At 45.8% G+C, this 20,418-nt stretch carries 16 protein-coding genes and 2 tRNA genes; 3 read left to right on the forward strand and 15 right to left on the reverse strand.

What is annotated here, in order from left to right; genetic code table 11:
- Nucleotides 1–106: 106 nt before the first annotated feature.
- The 12 genes from F6I03_RS01930 to F6I03_RS01985 all read right to left on the reverse strand — a co-directional run bounded on the left by F6I03_RS01930 (nt 107) and on the right by F6I03_RS01985 (nt 14,068).
- Nucleotides 107–760: a lysophospholipid acyltransferase family protein gene (locus tag F6I03_RS01930; RefSeq protein ID WP_070431713.1), complete on the reverse strand. Its 654-nt coding sequence runs from the start codon at nt 758–760 to the stop codon at nt 107–109.
- 90 nt (nt 761–850) lie between these two features.
- Nucleotides 851–1,072, reverse strand: a complete 222-nt coding sequence (locus F6I03_RS01935) for a YneF family protein (protein ID WP_070431714.1) — start codon at nt 1,070–1,072, stop codon at nt 851–853.
- A 78-nt stretch (nt 1,073–1,150) separates the two neighbouring features.
- A complete protein-coding gene (locus F6I03_RS01940) occupies nt 1,151–2,062 on the reverse strand; it encodes an RluA family pseudouridine synthase (RefSeq protein ID WP_070431715.1) in 912 nt (303 codons plus the stop codon).
- Nucleotides 2,043–2,510: a signal peptidase II gene (gene lspA / locus F6I03_RS01945; protein ID WP_070431716.1), complete on the reverse strand. Its 468-nt coding sequence runs from the start codon at nt 2,508–2,510 to the stop codon at nt 2,043–2,045. The genes F6I03_RS01940 and lspA overlap by 20 nt, the downstream gene beginning before the upstream one ends.
- Nucleotides 2,511–2,535: 25 nt before the next feature.
- Nucleotides 2,536–3,120: a viroplasmin family protein gene (locus F6I03_RS01950; protein ID WP_070431717.1), complete on the reverse strand. Its 585-nt coding sequence runs from the start codon at nt 3,118–3,120 to the stop codon at nt 2,536–2,538.
- A gap of 61 nt (nt 3,121–3,181) precedes the next feature.
- Nucleotides 3,182–3,252, reverse strand: a tRNA-Gly gene (locus F6I03_RS01955).
- 57 nt (nt 3,253–3,309) lie between these two features.
- On the reverse strand, nt 3,310–7,047 hold the full coding sequence (gene addA, locus F6I03_RS01960) for a helicase-exonuclease AddAB subunit AddA (protein WP_070431718.1): 3,738 nt from the start codon (nt 7,045–7,047) through the stop codon (nt 3,310–3,312).
- Nucleotides 7,034–10,657, reverse strand: a complete 3,624-nt coding sequence (locus F6I03_RS01965) for a PD-(D/E)XK nuclease family protein (protein ID WP_070431719.1) — start codon at nt 10,655–10,657, stop codon at nt 7,034–7,036. Before F6I03_RS01965 ends, addA begins: the two co-directional genes overlap by 14 nt.
- Nucleotides 10,658–10,659: 2 nt before the next feature.
- Nucleotides 10,660–11,928: a peptidase T gene (gene pepT, locus F6I03_RS01970; RefSeq protein ID WP_070431720.1), complete on the reverse strand. Its 1,269-nt coding sequence runs from the start codon at nt 11,926–11,928 to the stop codon at nt 10,660–10,662.
- A gap of 11 nt (nt 11,929–11,939) precedes the next feature.
- Nucleotides 11,940–13,064 carry a Nif3-like dinuclear metal center hexameric protein gene (locus tag F6I03_RS01975; RefSeq protein ID WP_070431721.1) on the reverse strand — a complete coding sequence of 375 codons (1,125 nt, stop codon included), beginning with the start codon at nt 13,062–13,064 and terminating at the stop codon, nt 11,940–11,942.
- Nucleotides 13,045–13,779, reverse strand: a complete 735-nt coding sequence (locus F6I03_RS01980; RefSeq protein ID WP_070431722.1) for a tRNA (adenine(22)-N(1))-methyltransferase — start codon at nt 13,777–13,779, stop codon at nt 13,045–13,047. The genes F6I03_RS01975 and F6I03_RS01980 overlap by 20 nt, the downstream gene beginning before the upstream one ends.
- 216 nt (nt 13,780–13,995) lie before the next feature.
- Nucleotides 13,996–14,068, reverse strand: a tRNA-Thr gene (locus F6I03_RS01985).
- Between the two features lie 307 nt (nt 14,069–14,375).
- Between F6I03_RS01985 and F6I03_RS01990 the strand changes: the two genes are divergently transcribed.
- The 3 genes from F6I03_RS01990 to F6I03_RS02000 all read left to right on the forward strand — a co-directional run bounded on the left by F6I03_RS01990 (nt 14,376) and on the right by F6I03_RS02000 (nt 16,691).
- Nucleotides 14,376–14,927 carry a biotin transporter BioY gene (locus F6I03_RS01990; protein ID WP_070431723.1) on the forward strand — a complete coding sequence of 184 codons (552 nt, stop codon included), beginning with the start codon at nt 14,376–14,378 and terminating at the stop codon, nt 14,925–14,927.
- Between the two features lie 198 nt (nt 14,928–15,125).
- Nucleotides 15,126–15,983 (forward strand): MetQ/NlpA family ABC transporter substrate-binding protein, encoded by an 858-nt coding sequence (locus tag F6I03_RS01995; protein WP_070431724.1) that lies wholly within the window; start codon nt 15,126–15,128, stop codon nt 15,981–15,983.
- Complete coding sequence (locus tag F6I03_RS02000; RefSeq protein WP_070431725.1) at nt 15,984–16,691, forward strand: 5'-methylthioadenosine/adenosylhomocysteine nucleosidase; 708 nt, start codon at nt 15,984–15,986, stop codon at nt 16,689–16,691.
- 245 nt (nt 16,692–16,936) lie between these two features.
- On the opposite strand, the gene grdD is transcribed toward F6I03_RS02000, so the two are convergent.
- The 3 genes from grdD to grdA form a co-directional block, all read right to left on the reverse strand.
- Nucleotides 16,937–18,094, reverse strand: a complete 1,158-nt coding sequence (grdD, locus tag F6I03_RS02005; RefSeq protein WP_070431726.1) for a glycine/sarcosine/betaine reductase complex component C subunit alpha — start codon at nt 18,092–18,094, stop codon at nt 16,937–16,939.
- An 11-nt stretch (nt 18,095–18,105) separates the two neighbouring features.
- Nucleotides 18,106–19,641: a glycine/sarcosine/betaine reductase complex component C subunit beta gene (gene grdC, locus F6I03_RS02010; protein WP_070431727.1), complete on the reverse strand. Its 1,536-nt coding sequence runs from the start codon at nt 19,639–19,641 to the stop codon at nt 18,106–18,108.
- 215 nt (nt 19,642–19,856) lie between these two features.
- Nucleotides 19,857–20,330, reverse strand: a complete 474-nt coding sequence (gene grdA / locus F6I03_RS02015; protein WP_083290639.1) for a glycine/sarcosine/betaine reductase complex selenoprotein A — start codon at nt 20,328–20,330, stop codon at nt 19,857–19,859.
- Nucleotides 20,331–20,418 lie beyond the last annotated feature (88 nt).

A 20,418-nucleotide genomic window follows, 5' to 3' on the forward strand; every position in this document is an offset into this window, starting at 1 on the left:
TATTCCTATTAATTCATTATAACACAAATAGAAGGCCCTGGCGCTAGCCTGAGAATAGGCAAAAAGCTAAAAAGCCAGTTCCTCGTTTTGAGAAACTGGCTGAATGTTATTTTTTCTTTTGGGCATGCTGGGCTTTGGCAGCTTCGATATCATAGTAATAATTTGGGTCGAGAGCCGCATCGGTTGCTTCAAAAGCCCTCGCAATCGCTTCATCCAAGGCCTTTAAATCATCATCTTTTAAGCGTTTTTTATCAGGCAAGTCAATTGGTGCTCCGACACGCACTTTAACCCGGTTTTTCGCTTTACGGCTAAAGAGCCCCTTGACTTGCAGAGGGCCTTGGTAGACAACTGGTAAGAGTCGCTTTTTGCTTAGGCCTGCTAGCATAGAGGCGCCGGCCTTAATTTCTGAAGAGTAGCGAGAACCGGTAGGAAAAATACCTATATTGTGGCCTTCTTTTAAGGCAGTCAAGCATTCTTTCATTGCCGCCCGCCCTGGCTTCGACCGGTCGATAGGGATCATACCCGCCTTGCGGATCAACCAACCGAATACCGGAATATCAAAGAGTTCCTTCTTGGCTAAGAAGAAAACAGTATCTGGGTATAAGGCAGCAGCAATCACCGGCGGATCCAATAAAGAGCGGTGGGGGCTCACCACCACATAAGTTTCATCAGCTGTATAGTCCGGATGAAATTCATAATGCGGCTTACCATTAACCACGCGCAAAAGGCAACGAATCAAAATCACAAAAAAACGGTACATCAGTGACCGGCCCCCTTTTGATTAAAGAACATCCACTTGGCAAGCAAACTGGGCTTAAGGCAAGCTTACAGCCTGGCAAGTGATCCATTCTTATTTTTTATGGCTTGTTTTCATCGAATTCATAATTTGGCGTACGCGTTTTTCAGATGGTTTTTGGCCCATAGATGCCATCATTTGACGAATCATATCTTCTGAGATGGGTGAATTTTTTTCAAAATAGCTGTCCATCGTGCGACGTGCAATATAAATACCAATAGCAATTCCAGCGACTAAGGCCAAAATTACAATTAAAATCCAAACTCCTGTTGTCATTCTTTTCTCTCCTCTCTACAAAACATGTTCTTCATTATTCTACTAAACTTCCTTAGACTTGTAAAATGAATTTAGCCCTTAGAGGCTGGCTAAAATCTTTTTAAAATGCTCAGGTAATTCCGCTTCAAAGCTCATTTCTTCCCCTGAAACAGGATGCTGTAAGATCAGGCGGTGGGCATGGAGCAGTTGCCCCTCTTGATCAAAAAAATCTTGCTTATGGTCTCTAGCATAGAGCGGATCATCTACCACTGGATGGCCGATAAAGTCGAGATGGACGCGAATCTGGTGGGTGCGTCCTGTCTCTAAAGCTAGGGCCAGCAGGCTGTATTTAGCATATTGTTTGAGCGAGCGAAAATGTGTGCGTGCAGGTCGCCCCTCTTCCGCTACTTCAAAGCGGGTGCGGTGGACGGGATGGCGGCGGATGCCTGCATCGATCGTCCCTGTACGCTCAAAAATTTGGCCATAGACCAAGGCCAAGTATTCCCGCTTGAGCGTTTTGGCTTGAATTTGTTGGCTGAGGGCTTGGTGGGCTTGGTTGGTCTTAGCAACAACAAGGAGGCCACTGGTATCCTTGTCAATGCGGTGAACAATGCCAGGACGAAAACTCTCCCCGCAGTCAGATAAGTGGTCACAGTGATAGAGCAAGGCATTGACCAGGGTTCCGCTTTGGTGGCCTGGCGAAGGATGGACCACCTGCCCCTGGGCCTTATTAACCACTAGAATCGAAGCATCTTCATAAACAATATCCAAATCGATAGCTTCAGCTTCTAAGTGCAGGCTGTCTTCTTGTTGGTCCAAGTCCACACACACCCAGTCGCCAGCTTCTAAGCGATAGGAAGCCTTAACTTTTTCTTGGTTAACCCTAACCTCCCCCTTTTGGATCCAAGTCTTAATTGCGCTACGGCTATGCTGGGGATAAAGCTCAGCCAGGTAGCGGTCCAAGCGTCCCTGATCTTGGTCCACACAAAATTTATCGTGAATGCTTGCCATGGTCAGCCTCCTCAAAAAATAATAAATAGATCAGGCAAAGAAAAACACCAAGGGTCAAGCAGACATCTGCCAGATTAAAAATAGGAAAATCGATAAAGTCCAGGCGGAACATATCCACCACATAGCCTAATCTGAGTCGGTCAATAAAGTTGCCCAAGGCCCCGCCAATCATGAGGCTGAGGGCTGTCCTTAGCAAGAGAGACTGTTTTCTTTCTTTATATAAGGTATAGGTCAGAACCCCTACGACAACAAAGGTAATGATAAAGAAAAAGCCCATCTGACCTTCAAGCATACCCCAAGCTGCCCCACGATTTTGAATATACTGCAGGGAAAGCACATGGGGAATTAAGCTTTGGCTCTCAAGTAGGGCCAGATGATTCACAGTCCATGCCTTTACGACTTGGTCAAGGACAAGGCTTAAGGCAATAATTAAGCAAGCAATCCACATCTTTTTGCTCCTTTCGCTCTTTCAACTAGACTTCCTGACTACCTGCTTTAGCCAGCTGGTCTGCCATTTCATTATAATGATTTCCACTATGGGCAGCAACTTTATGGAAGTCAATCTGGACCTGCTTTCCCTTCTCCTGCATAAAGTCGCGATAGGCTTGGGTATAGGCATTCTTAGCCTGCCAAGCACCAGTCGCCCATTTTTCAATTCCTGCATAGTCATAGTAGATGGCTAGACTGCTGACGCCCTGGTCAATAGCATAAACAACAGCCTTCATGGAAGCAATCATCTCTCCCGACACATTACGCATCTTAACTAATTCAGCTTTCTGTCCCCCACCCTTATAAGTCAGTTCCTGACCTTGGTAGAGAATGACTCCCCCATAGCCATAAGTCTTTGTCTTCGGCTGGTAAGAGCCATCCACATAGGCGTGCATCTCAGCGGAGCTTGCTTTATTCTCACTTGCCTCGCCCAAAAAGGCCTCAGCTTCGGCCAGGTCCTTAAAAGCTTTATACTCTGCATTAGGATAGCCCGATACTTGGTCCTGACAAGCCGGCCAGGAACGATAAATGCCCGGCTTTCGCCCTTTACGCACAGCATAATATTTCATCAAAAGCCTCCTCCTATGAAAAAAAGTGAGGAAGTCTTCCTCACTTGTATCCGTCTTATTAAGCGGGTGACGAGAATCGAACTCGCGACGATAGCTTGGGAAGCTACTGTTTTACCACTAAACTACACCCGCATGTGCTATAAATAACAACAAGTGTATTATAGCACATATACTTTTATGAAAACAAGTCTATTTTAAAGAAAATGTTTTTAAATTTTCTAAGGCGATGATCCACTTCTCCTGAACCGGCTTTTGGTAGATATTTTCCAGGGCTCGAGCATAGATATCCATTTGCACCTGATAGCGTTCCGCAAAGCGTTCGGCTTGCTGGTCCATGGAAAGATAGGCCAATCGGTCCGTCTTAAAATCATAGAGTACAATGGAATCCTCTAAAATGACAAAGCCATCAATCGTCCCGTGGATCAGTAAATTATCTGAAGCTTCTAAGTCATAGAAGATTTCTCTCGCCGGCAAAAGGAGGGAAAAGCTTTTTTCCCTATGCAAGTGAGCTTTTCTACTGAGCAGCCAGCGCCCTGTCTCGGTTTCATAAAATGCAGCCAAACTTGCAAAATCCAAGTCAGCCTTAAGCGAAGCTTCAAGAGCCCCCTGGTCTACCAGACGGTCAAAAAGTGCTTCAAAAGTTTGGGCATTAGGCTTCTGATCAAGGGCTACCCACTGCATGAGCAAGTGGGCAGCAGATCCAATCGCCCGTGGATCTGATTGGTCTTCAGCTTGGATAAAGTGAGGACGTTCCCAATCTTCTGTCACATAACGGCGGGCTGCCTTACGGGGTCGGACTTGTCCATCTTCCCAAACCGCCATTTCATGGTCTAGCGGTTCTTGCAGGAGCCGTTTCAATTCACTAACCGATTGGTAAGAGGCTGTTTGAGTCGCTAGCTGGTAGGGATACTGATAATCCGCTTCAGGTACATACAAGCTTTGTTCAGACCCTAGCGATTTCTCTTCTTGGTCCTCTGCCTTAGGGCCAGCATAAAGGAAGCGGTCACGATCGGCGACCAGCTCTTGGCTCGTGAGAAAAGCTAATTTAATATGGAAGGGGTCGCGAGGACTTAGGGACTGCAAATCGCTAAGGCTCTGGCTGAAGTCCGCCTTAATATCGGGATGACGCACTAAAGCGGGGCCAATCCAATCTAAGGGGCTTCGAGCTCCTAATCGGTAACTTTTAGACAATTGCTCACCACCCAGTGCAGCCTGAGCCCAACTTTCTAGACTCTTCTCAGCATTGTCAACACTGGCGACTAGGATTAGTTTCTGTTCAGCCCGGGTAAAGGCGACATAGAGCTTACGCATTTCCTCAGCAAGGCTCTCCTCCTTGGCTTCAAGGCTAGCCATTTTATGCAAGGCACTGCTATAGCTAATCTGCTGCTGGCGGTCATTCACTTTAATACCTAGTCCTATCTTGTCATTCAGAATTACGTTGGCTTGGAAATCTTGGCGGTTAAAGCCCTTGGACAAGTTCAAGTAGAAGACCACAGGAAATTCCAGTCCCTTGCTAGCATGGACCGTCATTAATTGAACCACATTTTGTTCTGGGTCTACAAGTTGGGGGCTCTCTAAGTCATTATCCCGCTCATAGATCATCTCGATAAAGCGAATAAATTGAAAGAGACCTCGATACTGCTGGGCTTCGAACTGTTCAGCTTGCTTATAGAAACCATGGAGGTTACTCTGCCGCTGAATTCCATTAGGCATGGCCGCCACGTAAGAGAGAAAGCCCGTATCCTGGTAGATCCGCCAAATTAAAGCGGCAATGGCTTGCTGGCGCGAATACTGCCGCCAGCTTTCCAAGGACTCACTGAACTGCTTAACCTTCTTAAATAGACGAGTCCGGCGGTCAGCCGTCTCTAAATAGGTCAAGAGAGCTTCATAGTAATTGACCGACTTATCGACCAAGCGTATCTTAGCTAGGTCCACTTCATCTAAGCCGACAATGGCTGAACGCAAGACTGAAACCAAGGGAATATCCTGGTAGGGGTTGTCAATGATTTTGAGCAGGTTGACCATGATCATAATCTCTGTCCGCTTAAAATAATTGGTCATCTTATCCAGTGCTAAGGGAATTCGATAGCGTTTAAAGACCTCTTCTACTTGTAAGTGGTGCTTGCGTGTTGGGCTCAGGATGACGATATCCTCATAGCGCACCGGCCGCTCTTGACCGAGCGCCTTATCATAGATCGGAAAGTCCGTCTGAATCATAGTCTGAATCCGCTGGGCAATCAATTCAGCTTGACCAGCATCACTATCCTCTAATTCATCCCCAACCTGGTCCAGGTCTTGACTATCAAAGATTAGTAGCTCTGGAATCATCTGAGCCTGGTCTGGATAATCGGTAAAACCAGTAATCAGTTGGGCTTGGTCATCGTAGAGGACTTGGCCAATATCATCTGTCATCACCTGCCTAAAGACATAATTGGTCAGGTGGAGCACATCATGGCGGCTACGGAAGTTCTTCAAAAGATCAATCCGCTGTCCCCCTTCCCCCTCAGCATAAGCCTTGTATTTTCTAACAAAGAGTCCCGGTTCAGCGAAGCGGAAGCGGTAGATGCTCTGCTTAACATCCCCTACCATGAACATATTATTATCGTAGCCCTGGCGGGACATAGTTGTCAGAATCGCATCTTGGAGTTCATTGACATCCTGATACTCATCTACCATAATTTCGGAAAAGCGCTCTTGATAATATGCCCTCGCTTCATTTTCACCCCCATTAGCGGTCAAAATGGCATAGGCTTTCAGCTCAATTTCCGCAAAGTCTAAGACTGCTTCTTGGTCGCGGTAGGCTGCCATCGCATCGATAAAGGCACTGACGGTAGCCAGCAAGGCCTTAGCGAGCTGGCCAGCTTGGTCGAGCATCCATCGCTGGCTCTGGTCTGAAAATGCCAACCAATCCGCTTGTAATTTCTCATAATCTGCCTTGACCTGGTCGACCCGGTCCTTATAGCTCTTGCTCAGGTCATAAAGCGCTTCATCCTCCTCGAAGTCTTTTTTACTTCTTCTAGGAAGCGAGGGCCAGGAAGAAGCTTGAAAACTTTCAAAGAGCTCTTGATAGGTCTTCTGATCCAGACCCTCCAATAAGGCAGTCAAATATTGGACCTGGACTTGGATGCCGTCTTTAGACATCTTCTCAAAGCCAACTGCCAAATGACGCGGCAGGTCATTATCGATTTGCATCAAACGCAGCTTGAGATCGGTCAGCTGACGTTCAATCTCCGGCTTCACCGCCTCCTGGTAGAGCGCACTTTGCTCATAGGAATCAGCACTTTCATAATAGCTGACTAGGGACTCCAACCAGGCCTTGGGATCAGCGTGTGAACGCGCCTTATCATAGAGGTCAAAGATTAATTGGTCAATGCCATCATCACGGCGGCCATCGCTAAAATTTTCAGCAACTAACAAATAATCCGCATCATTGCTTGCCAGAAGCTCTTCTTTTAAGCCTTGCCAGATCTCATCTTTGATGAGGAAGTTCTCTGTCAGGTCTGTTACCAAGCGATAGTTAGGGTCCATGTCAATTAAATAATAGAAGCGCTGGATTACTTGCCGGCAGAAGGCATCAATCGTTGAAATATTAGCTTGGCTAATTTGTCCCAACTGCACGGTGAGATGGCGCCGCATCTCTTCATCTGTTGACTGGTTAATCGCTGATTGAATTTCTCCCTCAATCCGATCTTTCATTTCACTCGCAGCGAGTTCCGTGAAGGTCACGACAAGGAAATCAAGGAGCCCATAGCCACGCTTTATTTTTTGTAAGATACGTTCTACTAAGACTCGGGTCTTTCCTGATCCGGCAGAAGCAGCGACCAGCAGATTGTCCCCTTCTTGGTAGGTCGCCTGCCATTGTTCGGGCGTCTGCCGGTCCCCGTCATTCTGCAAGGGCAATTGGCTTAAACGCTTAGGATCTTTCATCGTCTGAGGCTCCTTTCTCTTCTAGTGCTTCTTGAACCTGCTCAAAAAAACTCTGCCGGTCATTGTCCCTTAGCCGCCAATCCCGATAACGATTACCGCCATCAATGGGATCAAAGCAAGCGATGGCATTTAGGGGATACTGGAGGGATGGAATATAGAGAAGTTCCTTATCTTGACGCAAGGGAGCCAGGGAAATCTCACCAGTTAATATGGCTTGGGCGGTTTCTTTGATCTTCGTATCTACAAAGTCTAAAAGCCAGGTCCATTCCTGCCGGTCCAGACCGTTCGTATTCTTTTTCAAGACAAAATTCTTGTTCCACTTATAAGGATAGCTGAGTGAGGATTCTTTCTCATCCGTGCTTGGGTCAATGGCTTGGAGCAAGTCTGGATCAGCTAAATAGTAGCCAGCTAGCTGGTAATCTTTCGGCATGGTTTCCAGGGCTGTCCCTTGGAAGTCAGCTTCTTTCTTTATGGGGCGAAGCTGGTCAGCCACAAGCTGGTGGAAGGTCCCAAAGATCGCACTTCCTGTCCCTCCCTGGTCAGCAGCCAAGGCGACCTGGGCATAGGCAAAGAGTTGAAGAGACAAACCTTCATAGATATGCCTGAACTGGTAAGTCTGCTTGGATGACTTATAATCCACTACCTGTAAATAGTCCACTCCTTCATACTGCCAGCTATCCAAACGGTCAATCCTTCCGCGTAAAAAGACAGACTGTCCCCCATCTAAGATCAACTCATAAGCGGGCAAGTCATTAGGCGAAGCCCCTGCTAAGCCAAAGGAAAGTTCATTAGCTTGAATGCGCGGTTTAGTTACCCGCTGCTGGCGAATAATTTGCTGGATCACTTGGTAGAGGGTGCGATTGAGTGACTGATTCATCCACTTAAAGCGCGCATTGCTTGTAAAGATGGTATTAGCTTCATCTTCCAGGGCTTGTTTGACTAGTTTTTCAAGTAAGCTGGCAATTTGTTCAGAATTTAAGTCTTCTAGAGCTACTTGGTCTCTGAGCACTTGGTCAAAGAAAGCCTGGAGCAAGCCATGGTAGTAGTTTCCTGTTTGGATTGCATCCAAGCGCATCCGCTCCCTTTCGCGCAGTCTCAGTCCATAAACCAAGTAATAAGAAAAAGGATCCTTATTAAAGAGCTCCAACTGGGAGACAGAGGTAAATAAAGGCTGGCCATAAAGGGCTTGGGCCAGGTCAGCAGGCAAGTTTTTGACCTGGTTGCTGTAATTAAGCCCTGCCATGACCTGCTTAATCTCTGGATGAGTCTGGACCAGACCTTGAATCTGATGATAGAGGGGCGTGTAAGTTGCTGGTAAGCCTTCCCGACGCATCTTAGCAAGGGAAAGCTTAGTCACCAAGTGATGGAGCTGGCTCCGCCAATTGCCCAAATAGACTTCTTCATGAGCCTGAAGCTGCAGGTTCTGGGAAGTATGGATCTTCTCTTCCAAGCCACAAGCCTCACGCACCTGGTCCAAGAAAGGTGAGATATTTGAAGCTTTCTCCCCTAATTCATTATAAGGATAGCTAAGAAAGAGCCTATCATAAGCTGACAAGAAAGTCTTATAAGCAATGAAGGCTTCGTTCACCGTTTTTTGTTGGGTAGAGGCTGCGAGGGACTGGAGCTCTGTCAAGCCCTGGCTAATCAAATCACGATCTTCATCGCTAAAAAGACTGTGGTTCTCATATTGACGAGGCAGGGTCTGCCGGGTTAAACCAAGTACAAAGGTCACTGCTTTAGCGCTAGAACGCTGACTATCCAAACCTGAAATACTGACACTATCCAGGCTAGGCGGAACAATACTATATTTAGCCTCACGGAAGGCAACCTGCATCAGATCAAAGAAGAGGTCGCTATCAAAGTCTTCCTCTCCAAAAAGTAAAACATATTCATCTAGAATCTGAATAAAAGCTTGCCAAGCCTGTTCATGGTGGCGGGCTAGCTCAAGATCACCCGCATCCACCAGGTCATCCCGCCAATTTAAGAGCTGGCGAGGGATACCCAAATCTTCCAAGCTACGATAAAAAGTGGTCAAGACATCTTGGCTTGAAGATGAAGATTCCCAAGTTTTAAACAAAGGATCTAAACTCCTAAAGAGGAAATTCTTTAAGCGGTTGGCTTCCTCTTCAATCCGTTTGTCAGCAGGACGAGCAATTTTTTGACCCTGGTCATCTAATTGCAAATAAGACCATTCATAGTCCGCCTGCCAAAAGCGACGCCCTTCATAGCCGTTCTTTAAAACAACATTCTCGGTCTGGTCAACCACCCGCCGAAAAGCCTTTTGACTAGCCTGCCGGTCTTCCTCTTCTAGGAAGTTCATCGGCATTAAGAGTTCGCTGCGCAAGAGATTAAAGACATCCTGGTAGCGCCAATTATAGCGCCAAATCCGGTACAAACTGTCCAAGAAGCGGGACAAGGGATGGCGCTGCATACTTTCCGCATTATCGATAAAGTAGGGAATCTCGTTTTGCTCTAAATAGGGCAAGATTTGATAGCGGTACTTGTCCACATCCCGAGTGAGAATTTGAATATCCTTGTAGCGATAGCGTCCGCTAGCCACCAATTGATAAATTTTATTAGCAACTTGCTCGCTCTCCACATAGGGCGATTCACACTTCCAGATTTCTAAGTGGTCATCCCATACCGTAGAAGACCTAGCCGCTGGCAGCCCTGTCTGACGGTTGCGCTGGCGCAAGTAAGCATCCAAATCTGCAAAGGCTGGCGCAAAAGCTAGGTTAGGCCCTGCTAACTGGTCATCAGCAACTGGAATATCGTGACTCTTAGCTAAGGCATAGACTTGGTGGTAGGCCTCTCCAGTAATGGTAAAGAGGTCATCCCAGGCAGGACCAGACTTGCGATAGGCCCGGTCCGCTGTAAGGAAGACCTCAAGCTTAGGAACTTTAAGCAGGAAGGCCTCAATGACCTGTAATTGCCGGGCTGTAAAGCGGTAGAAGCCATCGATCACTACTCGGACCTGACTCATATCTTCCGTCCGGACATAAGCATCCAAAGCCTCATAGACCGCATGGCTAGCCAGGGTAAAACGCCCCTGGTCCGCTTCATAACGGCGGTAAATCATCGCCAATTCCTTTAACTTATCGAATTGCCGGGCCTTTAACTTGGAGCTGTTTGAATCTTCCTGGCTCAAAATCTCATCCAAAGTATCGGGATCGATATTGCCCATCTCTAGTTCATGGAAGAGCTCTGCCAACTCCCCTAGAAAGCCTATTTTATTGAATTCGCCACGGTAGAGTTTGAGGTCATCAAAGACATCATGGAGAACCTTCCGCAAGAGCATCATGGTCCCCACTGAGGACAAGCTTGTTTTGTCATGGGGCCAGTCGTCCTTAAGCAGGAGCCAGGCAAGTCGTTCAAAACTTAAAACCTGCAAGCGCATCATCCCACTCGCCCCATCTTCTTCTATCCCTTCTTTAACCCGCAGGCCCTGGATAGCCTCCAAGACCTTGACTTCCATATCGAACTTCATATGGTCAGGCACCAAGTAATAAACTTGGCGGTCTGGATGCTCCGTCAGGTCAGCAACAAGATCTGCATAGACCGCTGATTTATCCGAATAGGTATCGGTCATACGCAGGAATTGCAAGGTCATTCCTAAGCCTCCTTACTGAATTGGTCATAGTCCTTGGCCAAAGAAACGATAGCTAAGATGACCTGGACTGCTTTCTCCATGGTTTGGACAGACACATATTCATAACGCCCGTGCATATTCTCTCCGCCAGCAAAGATATTAGGAGTGGGCAAGTCACGATAGGTCAAAATGGACCCATCTGTTCCCCCACGAACAGCCTCAATTTTGGCTTCAATGCCAACTGCTTGGAAGGCCTGCTCCGCAAGTTTAACTGGCCGCATATCTTCAGCAAGGATACTGCCCATATTATAATACTGGTCGTTTAGGTCAAGCTGGACCACTTCTTGGTCAAAACCTGCGTTGAATGCCTTGGCCAAGTATCGCATTTTCTCCTTCTTCGCGTCAAAGGCATGACGGTCATGGTCACGAATAATATAGGCCGCCTCTGCTTCTTCCACCGTTCCGGACAAGGACAAGAGATGGTAGAAACCCTCCCGACCTTCCGTCTTCTCGGGACGCGCCCCTTCTGGTAGGGCGGAATGGAAGTCCACCGCCACCTGCAAGGCGTTAATCATCTGGTCCTTAGCGGTTCCTGGATGAACATTCTTACCCTTGAAACGCAAGAGGGCGCTCGCCCCATTAAAGGTTTCATATTGCAATTCCCCCAGGGGTCCTCCATCCATCGTATAGGCAAAATCAGCCCCGAAGCGCTCCACGTTGAAGCGTGTCGCTCCCATACCAATTTCCTCGTCTGGTCCAAAGGCGAGCTTAATATCGCCATGCTTAATCTCAGGATGGTCGAGGAGATAGCATGCAGCTTCAATAATCTCCACAATCCCTGCCTTATCATCTGCCCCTAAGAGGGTGGTCCCATCTGTTGTAATCAGACTGTCACCAACATAGTTCTTTAAGCTAGGAAAGACTTCAGGATCTAAGCGATAAGGGCTATTGCCTAAGGGAAGGACTCCCCCATCATAGGCTTTAACCAATTGGGGTTGGATGTTTTCTGAATTAAAATCAGCTGTATCCACATGGGCAAAGAAGCCGATCACAGGATACGTGTGGTCTGGATCATTGCTTGGCAATAAAGCTGTTACATAGCTATCATCGCTATGGTAGGCAACATCTGATAGGCCCAGCTCCTTCAACTCTTCCGCTAAGTCCTTAAGAAAGACCACCTGTCTTTCGGTGGAAGGCACTTGGTCCGCGCAGCTTTCGTCTGAGCGGGTATTAATTTTAGCGTAACGGATAAAACGATCAATAATGTTTTGACTAGAAATACTTGGGGTCATATCAATTCCTCCTAATAAACAAATGTAAAGGGATCTGTATTTAACTGACTGCTCGTATAAGTCAAGGTCCAGTCTTCCGCTTCAATCCAACTTGCAAGGACTTGGCCTAGCTTCTCCTTACAAATCGATTCCATATGGTGGCCGGGGTCAATCACATTCAAGCGGTTCGCTATCATATCATGGCCGGTATGGTAGGATACATCGGCTGTGATATAAACATCCGCTCCCTTAGCTAGGGCATAGGGATATTCGTCGGCTCCAGAACCGCCAAGGACGGCGACCCGTTTGACTTCTTGGTCCCAGTCCCAGACCACAGCACGCAAAGCATCGACGCCCGTTCTTTCCCTCACCAAGTTCACATAGTCTCTAAAGGACATAGGCTGCTTCAACTGGCCAATCCGCCCAATACCTTGGGCTTGGCCCTGGTTGGCTAGGGGAAGGACATCAATCACCGCTTCTTCATAGGGGTGGAGCCGACGTGCCAAGTCTAAAGCAGCTGGTAATTCCTTTTGGTCCACTAAGAAAGAAAAGACGACTTCGTCAACCGCGCTATCTTCTTGTAGACTCCCAATATGTGGCTTGGCCTGGGCAAGCGGACGAAAATGCCCCTGGCCAGTAGAAGTGAAGGCCACATGGTCATAGTTTCCGACCTGGCCAAAGCCTCCAGCAAAAATGCCTGCTTGGTAAGTAGCGAGATCCTCTTGGGGCAGGTAAACTTTGAGGCGGTAGTTCTTATTCTCCTGGTAGCTATACAAGACCTCTGTCTCTTCAATGTCGTAGGCTTCAGCCAACCAGTCATTCATCCCACCCCAAGCGGCATCAAGATTGGTATGGGCGGCATAGACTGCTATACCATGGCGGATAATCTTAGCATACATGGCCTGCTGGGGATCATCCTCAGTCAGGCGTTTAGGCGCCTTAAAGATTGGCGGATGGTGGGCGAGAATCATATCACAGTCTTTTTCAATCGCCTCCTCCACCACTTCCGGTCGCACGTCCAAGGTCAGAAGGACTTTATGGATCACCTGGTCCAAAGAGCCAAAATGCAAGCCTACTGGATCTTTCCCCATAGCTAGGGATTCTGGAGCAAAGTCTTGAAATTTTTGAATCAAATCGCTAACTGTTACTTTGGTCATGGGCTGTTTCCTCCTCCATCATACGAATTTGCGCTTCAATTAAGTCTTGGTAGTGCCTAAAGCTCTCTTTTTTATCCTCATTCGTGGACTGAGCCAAGGACTGGTTAATCCCCTGAACATGCTTGAGCCGGCGGTAGAGCTTCTTGTGAAAAATTTCTGGATTAGAGTCCTTGGTATAAGGGCCAAAAACCAGGTCTTCTTCGCTTAGGCTAACAGGGACTTCCTGATAATCAGCTACAATAATTTCATAAATTTTTTGATTTTCTTCTAGTATATATTCTTGATTAATCTGATAGTGATGTTGTCCTAACCAGCGTCTCAATTCAAATTCCCCGACATTGGCTTGGAGAACTAAACGTGGCCGGGTATCCAGCTTTCCCTGGGCCTGACCTGCTGCTAGAATATCTACAATCAGCGAGCCCCCCATACCTGCAATGACGATGCAAGTCACCTGGTCTTCTGGCTCAATAGCCGCTAAGCCATCTGCTAGTCGCACTTGAATACGGTCCTCTAAGCCCCTAGCCTGGACAGTAGCCAAGCTGGACTGGTAAGGACCTTGGGCCACCTCACCACAGATTGCCCTATGCACTCGGCCGGCCTCTACTAAATAAGACGCCAAATAGGCATGGTCCGAGCCGATATCCGCTAGACAGGCATCCTGGGGCACGTAATCAGCAACTTTCGCCAAACGTTTCGATAAATGTTCACTCGTCATATGGTCTCTCCCTAATGCAAAAGATTTAGTCCCATTATACCATTAATTGACCTTGCATAAACCTTAAGGACCTGAGATGAAAGCTAGTTTGTTTAGAATAGCTGATAAAAGAAAAAAGGAGTCCCATAAAGGCTCCTTTCTCTTCTAGAACAAGATCAAAATTATATTAAAATCTTACAAAAAACGAGTCAAGCGTTCCTCACTCGTTTGACACTATGCTGGATGCAGGATTCGAACCTGTGACCCCCGCATTACGAATGCGATGCTCTACCAACTGAGCTAATCCAGCGAAACGATATTTCTATTATACGCCTTTTTTTAGCCTTTGTAAAATATTTTTTCAAATTTAAAGAAAAGCCTTCTCCCCACCTTGATCTCAGTCTGAAAACCATCGCAGTAAAACACAGTCGGCAACTTATTCAAGCTGCGACGCCTACAACTTGTATTTATTTTCTCTGCATTGTAATTCAATCACTTAAAAATGTTTCTCTATATCTAATAAATCCAAATAATTGTTAACTTAATTTAATTTTAGGTTGACGATTTTTGTTTATCTGTTTATAATATAGACATCAACTTATATGAGGTGTCCTTAAATGAATAATCAACGCAGTAAAGACCTGACAAGCATTGCTATTATGATCGCTATTATCATTGTCCTTGGTCTCTTCCCTCCCATCCCACTCGGATTTCTCCCAGTCCCTATTGTCCTGCAAAATTTAGGAATTATGCTCTCCGGGGCCTTGTTGGGAACTAAGAAAGGAAGCGCCGCTGTCGCTGGTTTCCTTATTCTTGCAGCAATTGGCTTCCCCGTCCTAACGGGTGGTAATGGGGGCTTGCAAGCCTTCTATGGGCCTTCTTCCACCTACCTTCTTGCTTACCTCATCACAGCCTTTCTCATTGGCCAAGCAAGAGATCGTCAGCTACTAAGCCCTAAGCGCCCGCTCCTTATCCAATACCTAGCAATCTGGATTCCTGGTGTCCTACTCACTAATTTAATCGGAGCAATTGGGATAAGCCATTTTGGCAATATGCCTTATCTAACGGCAGCTGCCAGCACCCTGGTTTTCTATATTGGAGACTCCATCAAGGCTTTCTTAGTCCTCATCCTAGTGAAACGACTCAATAAGCTCGCCCTCTTTAATTAGAAAGTAAATATCAAGCCATTCTCAAAACATTTTCTCCTTTAAAAGCTTCGCCATTTAGCACTATTAATTAGCTGGTCTTGGCGAAGCTTTTTCACTCCTTTGATCAGCCTTGGTCGCTTTTTGATATCTAATGAGCTTAGATTAAACCTAGGCAGAGGCCTCAATTTAGCTTAAGATGGCATAAAGGAGGTCGTTACTATGCGAAAAATACTTACTTTACTTAGCCTAGCCCTTTTAGTCCTAACAGCTTGCCACAAACAAGTTTCATCAGATGAAAATCAAGAAAACAATAGGGTAAGCGTTGCTAGTTTTGGCTCGGACCTAGAGATATGGCAGCATGTTGCCCAATCACAAGCTGCCAAAGATGCTGGACTAGAAATTGAAGTCAAGGATATCACGTCGAATGCCCAGCTCAATGACTATACCGCTAAAGGAGACGTTGATGTCAATGCCTTTCAAACTTTGGATTTCTTAGAGACCTGGAATGCTGACCATGGTAATAGCCTGGCCCCTGTCGCAACGACTTATATCGAGCCGATGGGCATCTACTCCGAACGGATCAATTCCCTATCCGAACGGATCAATTCCCTAGATGAGCTTGAGGATGGCGCGACGGTTGCCATTGCCAATAATCCTTCCCAGCAAGCCCGAGCCTTAAAGCTTTTGGCTAACGCTAATCTGATCAAGCTTAACAAAAAGGAAGGCCTGGTTAACTTGAAAGATATACAAACTAACCCTAAGAACTTAGAATTCATCGAAGTTGACGACACACTTGGTGTCCGTGTCCTAAAAGATGTCGACATTGCCCCGATTGGGAATACGTTCGCTATGGAAGGCGGCCTGTCCGTCCAAAACGATGCCCTCTTCAAAGAGGATCCTGCTCACAGCTCTAAGGAAAACTATAATGTGATTGTTAGCCAAAAAGACCGTGCTAAGGATGAAAAATTGAAAAAGTTAGCGGAAATTTACCATGCACCAGAGAATGTTAAATTTATTGAAGACAAATTTAAAGGCAGTAAGGTAGTCATTGATGAAAGCTTAGAAGGAGGCCAATAAATGAAAATTGCCATCATTATTGCGATGGAAGAAGAAGCTGCGCCCATCCGCCAAGCTATTCAGCTTGACATAGTGGACCACTTCCACCATGTCACAGTTCAAAAAGGCCAAATCGACAAAGAAGAAATTTATGTCATCGAGTCTGGAATCGGCAAAGCCAATGCTGCTATGGGTGCTACTTTAGCTATCGAACGTTTCCAGCCAGATTTGCTCTTAAACTTTGGCGTTGTGGGTGCGCTCAAGAGCCATTTAACAATAGGCAGTGTCTTCCTTCCTAATAACTTTTGCTATCATGACGCGGACGATACCGCCTTTGGGAGCCCCCTGGGTCGGGTTCCACGCATGCCCCTCTCCTACCCCCTTCATCCTAGCATCAAGGCTTTTGCTGATCGCTTCATTCAAGAACATGACTTAGAAACAGGTCTACTCTTAAGCTCTGATGCCTTCATGGCTGACCCTGAACGCATTGACTGGGTAAAAAGTCACTTCCCCCAAGGCCAAGTCGCTGATATGGAGGCCACAGCCATCGCCCAAGTAGCCTATAGCTATAACCTCCCCTTCCTCTCCCTTAAGACGATTAGTGACCATTCCGATAGCCAAGAAGACCCCGCCCACTTATATCTAGACAACAAGGACCAAGTCGCCAATAAAGCAGCGCAGCTATTCTTCGACTTAATTGCGGCCTTGAAGCAAGAAACCATTATATAAAAAATAAACATTTTCCAATTGCTAACACTAAGTCCAAGCCCTTTGTTAAGTAGCGCAAAAGACCTCCTAACTAGCGAAAACCTAGTTAGGAGGTCTTAATTTTTTAATAGCATATTTGTACCATGAAGGAGCCTGACAATCTGCTCGATGAACTTTAGCTGTTCAAAGCCTAGCCAGTTTCTGGCATGGACAGATTTGATACAAGTCCGACTACACTTCTGGAAGCTCCTTAGAGGGCAAGTCCACTAAATGAAGCCAGCTTCTTTAATTGCTATCTTGGCTTCATTTTCTTTAGCTTCATTAACCATAACAACCGGACCCGTGCAGCCCATCCCACTTTCAGCATAAATGCCTGCTTTCCAACAAGCTTGAACTGCTTCCTCGAGGTCTAATACATCAATCCCAGCAATAGATGCGGAGACAATCTCTTTTTCAGGTGCAGTAACTTGTTCATCTGCCGCTTGACTTGGTTTAGCTTGGAGGTCAGCTCGAATCTGATCTAGGCCTGCATTTTTAGCTGCAGTATACTCTTGCTCACTAATGGCAATGATGCCTCCCTGAGCTACTTCATAAGCATATTTCAAAGCATTCTTAATCACATTAGCACCAGAGGCACGAGACACAATACAAATATTATTCTTGTAGCCATCACCGATACTTGGACCATAGCCATAACCAGTGGCTTCATAGCTACCACCTGTATTGAAGGCTGAGAAGACTTTCATTAAAAGATTGCCTGTCAGGGTATCCGTAACCACAACATCAACAGCAGCTTGCAAGAGATCGTTGCCGCGAAGGATGGCACCGCCATCAGCGCGTTTCGACTCACCAAAGCTAAAGTCATAGCCATTTGCTTGCAAATCTTTCAGGGCGCGTTCCACCTTATTTGCGCCATCGACATTCAGAATACCCAATGTTGGATTGTCATAGCCACAAGCTTTGGCTGCTGTAAGTCCATTGATGGCATTAAGCACCATGGCTTCTTCACGATTGGTTGCTGTTGTTCCTGTTGTCGTTGCAATAAACACATCCTTACCGTTAGCGGGGGCTTGAACCCGTCCAACTGTGGATACACCGATAGGGAAAGCATGATGCAAGGTAACACAACCCTGAATCGTACCTTCAGCTAAGAGCTCTTCAACCTTATCTGATACACTCTGCTCATCATTTGCTTCATATAATTCAAAGCCCTCGGTCCAGTCGTAAGCTGAACCAATTAACACGAGGTCAAAAAGATTCTCCTTTTTCGCGGCTTGAGCAGCTTCTTTCATCACTTGGTCCCCATGCTCTGAACCATTGATTGTTAGACCAATCTTGCATTTGGGGCCCATTTGACCGCTTTCAAGTGCTTCTGCTAATTCCTCAAAAACTTCTTTAAGTGTTGATTTTACTTGTTCTGACATTGTCTCACCTCCTATTCTTCAGAAAGGTTCGCTGCAAAATCACGTAAAGCAAGAGCTAATTCCGACTTAACGATTTCCTTGAAGTCCCCGTTATCTTGGCCTTCAACTTCTCCACTATTGCGTTCAATAATGACGGATAAGCCATCAAATAAATTGGTCATCCGACCTAGGAAGAGAGAGCCTTTACCAATAATCATAGCGCGTTGCTTATCGCCTGAGGTTAAATCATCGATAGCAAAGCCTAGGTATGGCACACCTGATGGAATATGACCTTGGGTAGGTGCCCAACCTGGAATTGCTTTTTCCTTCAAGAAGTTAGGGAGTTCAGAACGTTCCATTTCTTTACGCATAACCCCTAGGGCCCCAATCATCTTCACATTGGCCTCAGGAACATTACCTGCTCCGGCAGGAACTGTAATATCAGGGTTTTGCATTTCTGAAGAATAGACATCGATATCATTGACAGTTAAACCTGCACGGTCTAAAGCATCACCGACTAAAGCTGTCATAACTTTTTGTGGGCTTGAGCCACTTGATACCGTATGCTTACCAATTAAATCTGTATGGAGAATAGGTGATTTTCCATCATTTTCACCTACAAGGACTGCAAAGCCCCCAACAACATCCTCTAAAATAGGCATATCTTTTTCAACGTGAGATTTACCGTTCATACCCAGTTTAGCTGTTGAGCCCCCAGCAACCACTACGACATTTTTGTGAGTCCCTGCTGCTACCATTGATGCGGCTGAAACTAAAGCATGCGTTGGAGCTGCACAGAAGCCGCGAACGTCAGAACCGGATGCGTTAGCACAACCACATTTTTCAGCAATCGATTTGGCGAAGTTGCCCCCACCACGTTGGTTAATATCACCACAGGCTTCTTCAGAACATTCAATCACATAATCAACATCTTCTGGCTTGATATGAGAATCTGCAAGTAAGTGGCGCAAAGCTAGGATACCAGAAGCTTTAACCACCAAGTTTTCAAGCATGGTATGCGCATTTAAATTGACGTCATACTCGTGTGCCCGATGGACGCAACCCACTAATTTATCTTCATAATATAATGGCTCAGCTTCGAATTCATCAATATGTTTTTGAATATTTTCAAGGCTATCGACTTGTTTAATGCTATCAGCATCTTCTTTGAACAAATCATTCGCTTTGAGCGCTTCTTTGACTTCTTCAGCAAAAGCTTCTTCTAAGAAGACTAATTCAAAAACATCAGCTATTTCCAGTAAGCCGTAAAATTCTTTTTCAGGTAAAATTTCACCGAAACGACCATGACGCTTGCCTTCAACAGCTTTGTCATACCATGGAAACTCAAGTTCAGCTAATTCGTCTGGGGTCATGTTACCAATATAGACTTGGTTTGGCGCATAGTTAACCACTTCTTCATAGGAGCGGATATGCTCTGGAGCTTTCTTTAAATATTCACTATCAGGATTGACTAAACGCTCTGTCGTTTGGGTGGAACCATTTGCCATAATCATGTCAGGCGTGTGTACTAAGACATAGCCAGCTGCTTTTAAACTTGCATAATTCATTGTCATTCTCCTATCTTTTAAAGCCGATTTATCGTAAGCGCATTCAAAATGCACTAAAAATTTTTCCTTGCACTATATGTTACTTATTTCACAATAAGTGGAATGATTCGCTATCGAAAGCTAATAAATTCTAAGAATAAAAAATGGTGACCGGTGTGACAGATTCACGCCGGTCACCCATTTTAAAAAATTACTTTAAAATTGTAGTGATAATCTTAGTATTTAGAGAACTGATCGCGAATTGATGTCATCTCTTCACAAATAGCGTCGACATCCAATACCATTTCCATCATTCCAATTTGATCATCGTAAACTTCTTCATTTACGGATTCTTTGAATTCTGGTTCTACTGCATGGCAGAATGCCAGACCTAATTGTACTCCTGTCAATGGGCCTGCATAAGTCGGGTCACCGTTGGTTACGGTTTCAGCTGCTAGACCAGCAGATTCTGCTTCCGCACCCCCAATTAACACGATAAGGTTTTCAGGACCATGTTTTTCAGCTGCTTCTTTAACTCTGCGTTGATTTTCCAAATCCATTGCTCCCGCAGCCGTTCAGACAAAGCACTCCGTAGATGAAAAAATAACTTCTGCTGGTGTATCCGCTAAACATTCTTCCATAGCTTCGCCAGGAATACCGTCACGGTCACCAATGATAAGAACTTTTTTGCCGTTCCAATCAATAGCCATATCAATTCCTCCTTTAAAACTTAATTCAAATAATTAATAACTTGCAATAGTTAATAATTATGTGAACCATTAAATTATCTTACAATCT

The organism is Aerococcus sanguinicola, assembly GCF_008726925.1.
Classification (GTDB): domain Bacteria; phylum Bacillota; class Bacilli; order Lactobacillales; family Aerococcaceae; genus Aerococcus.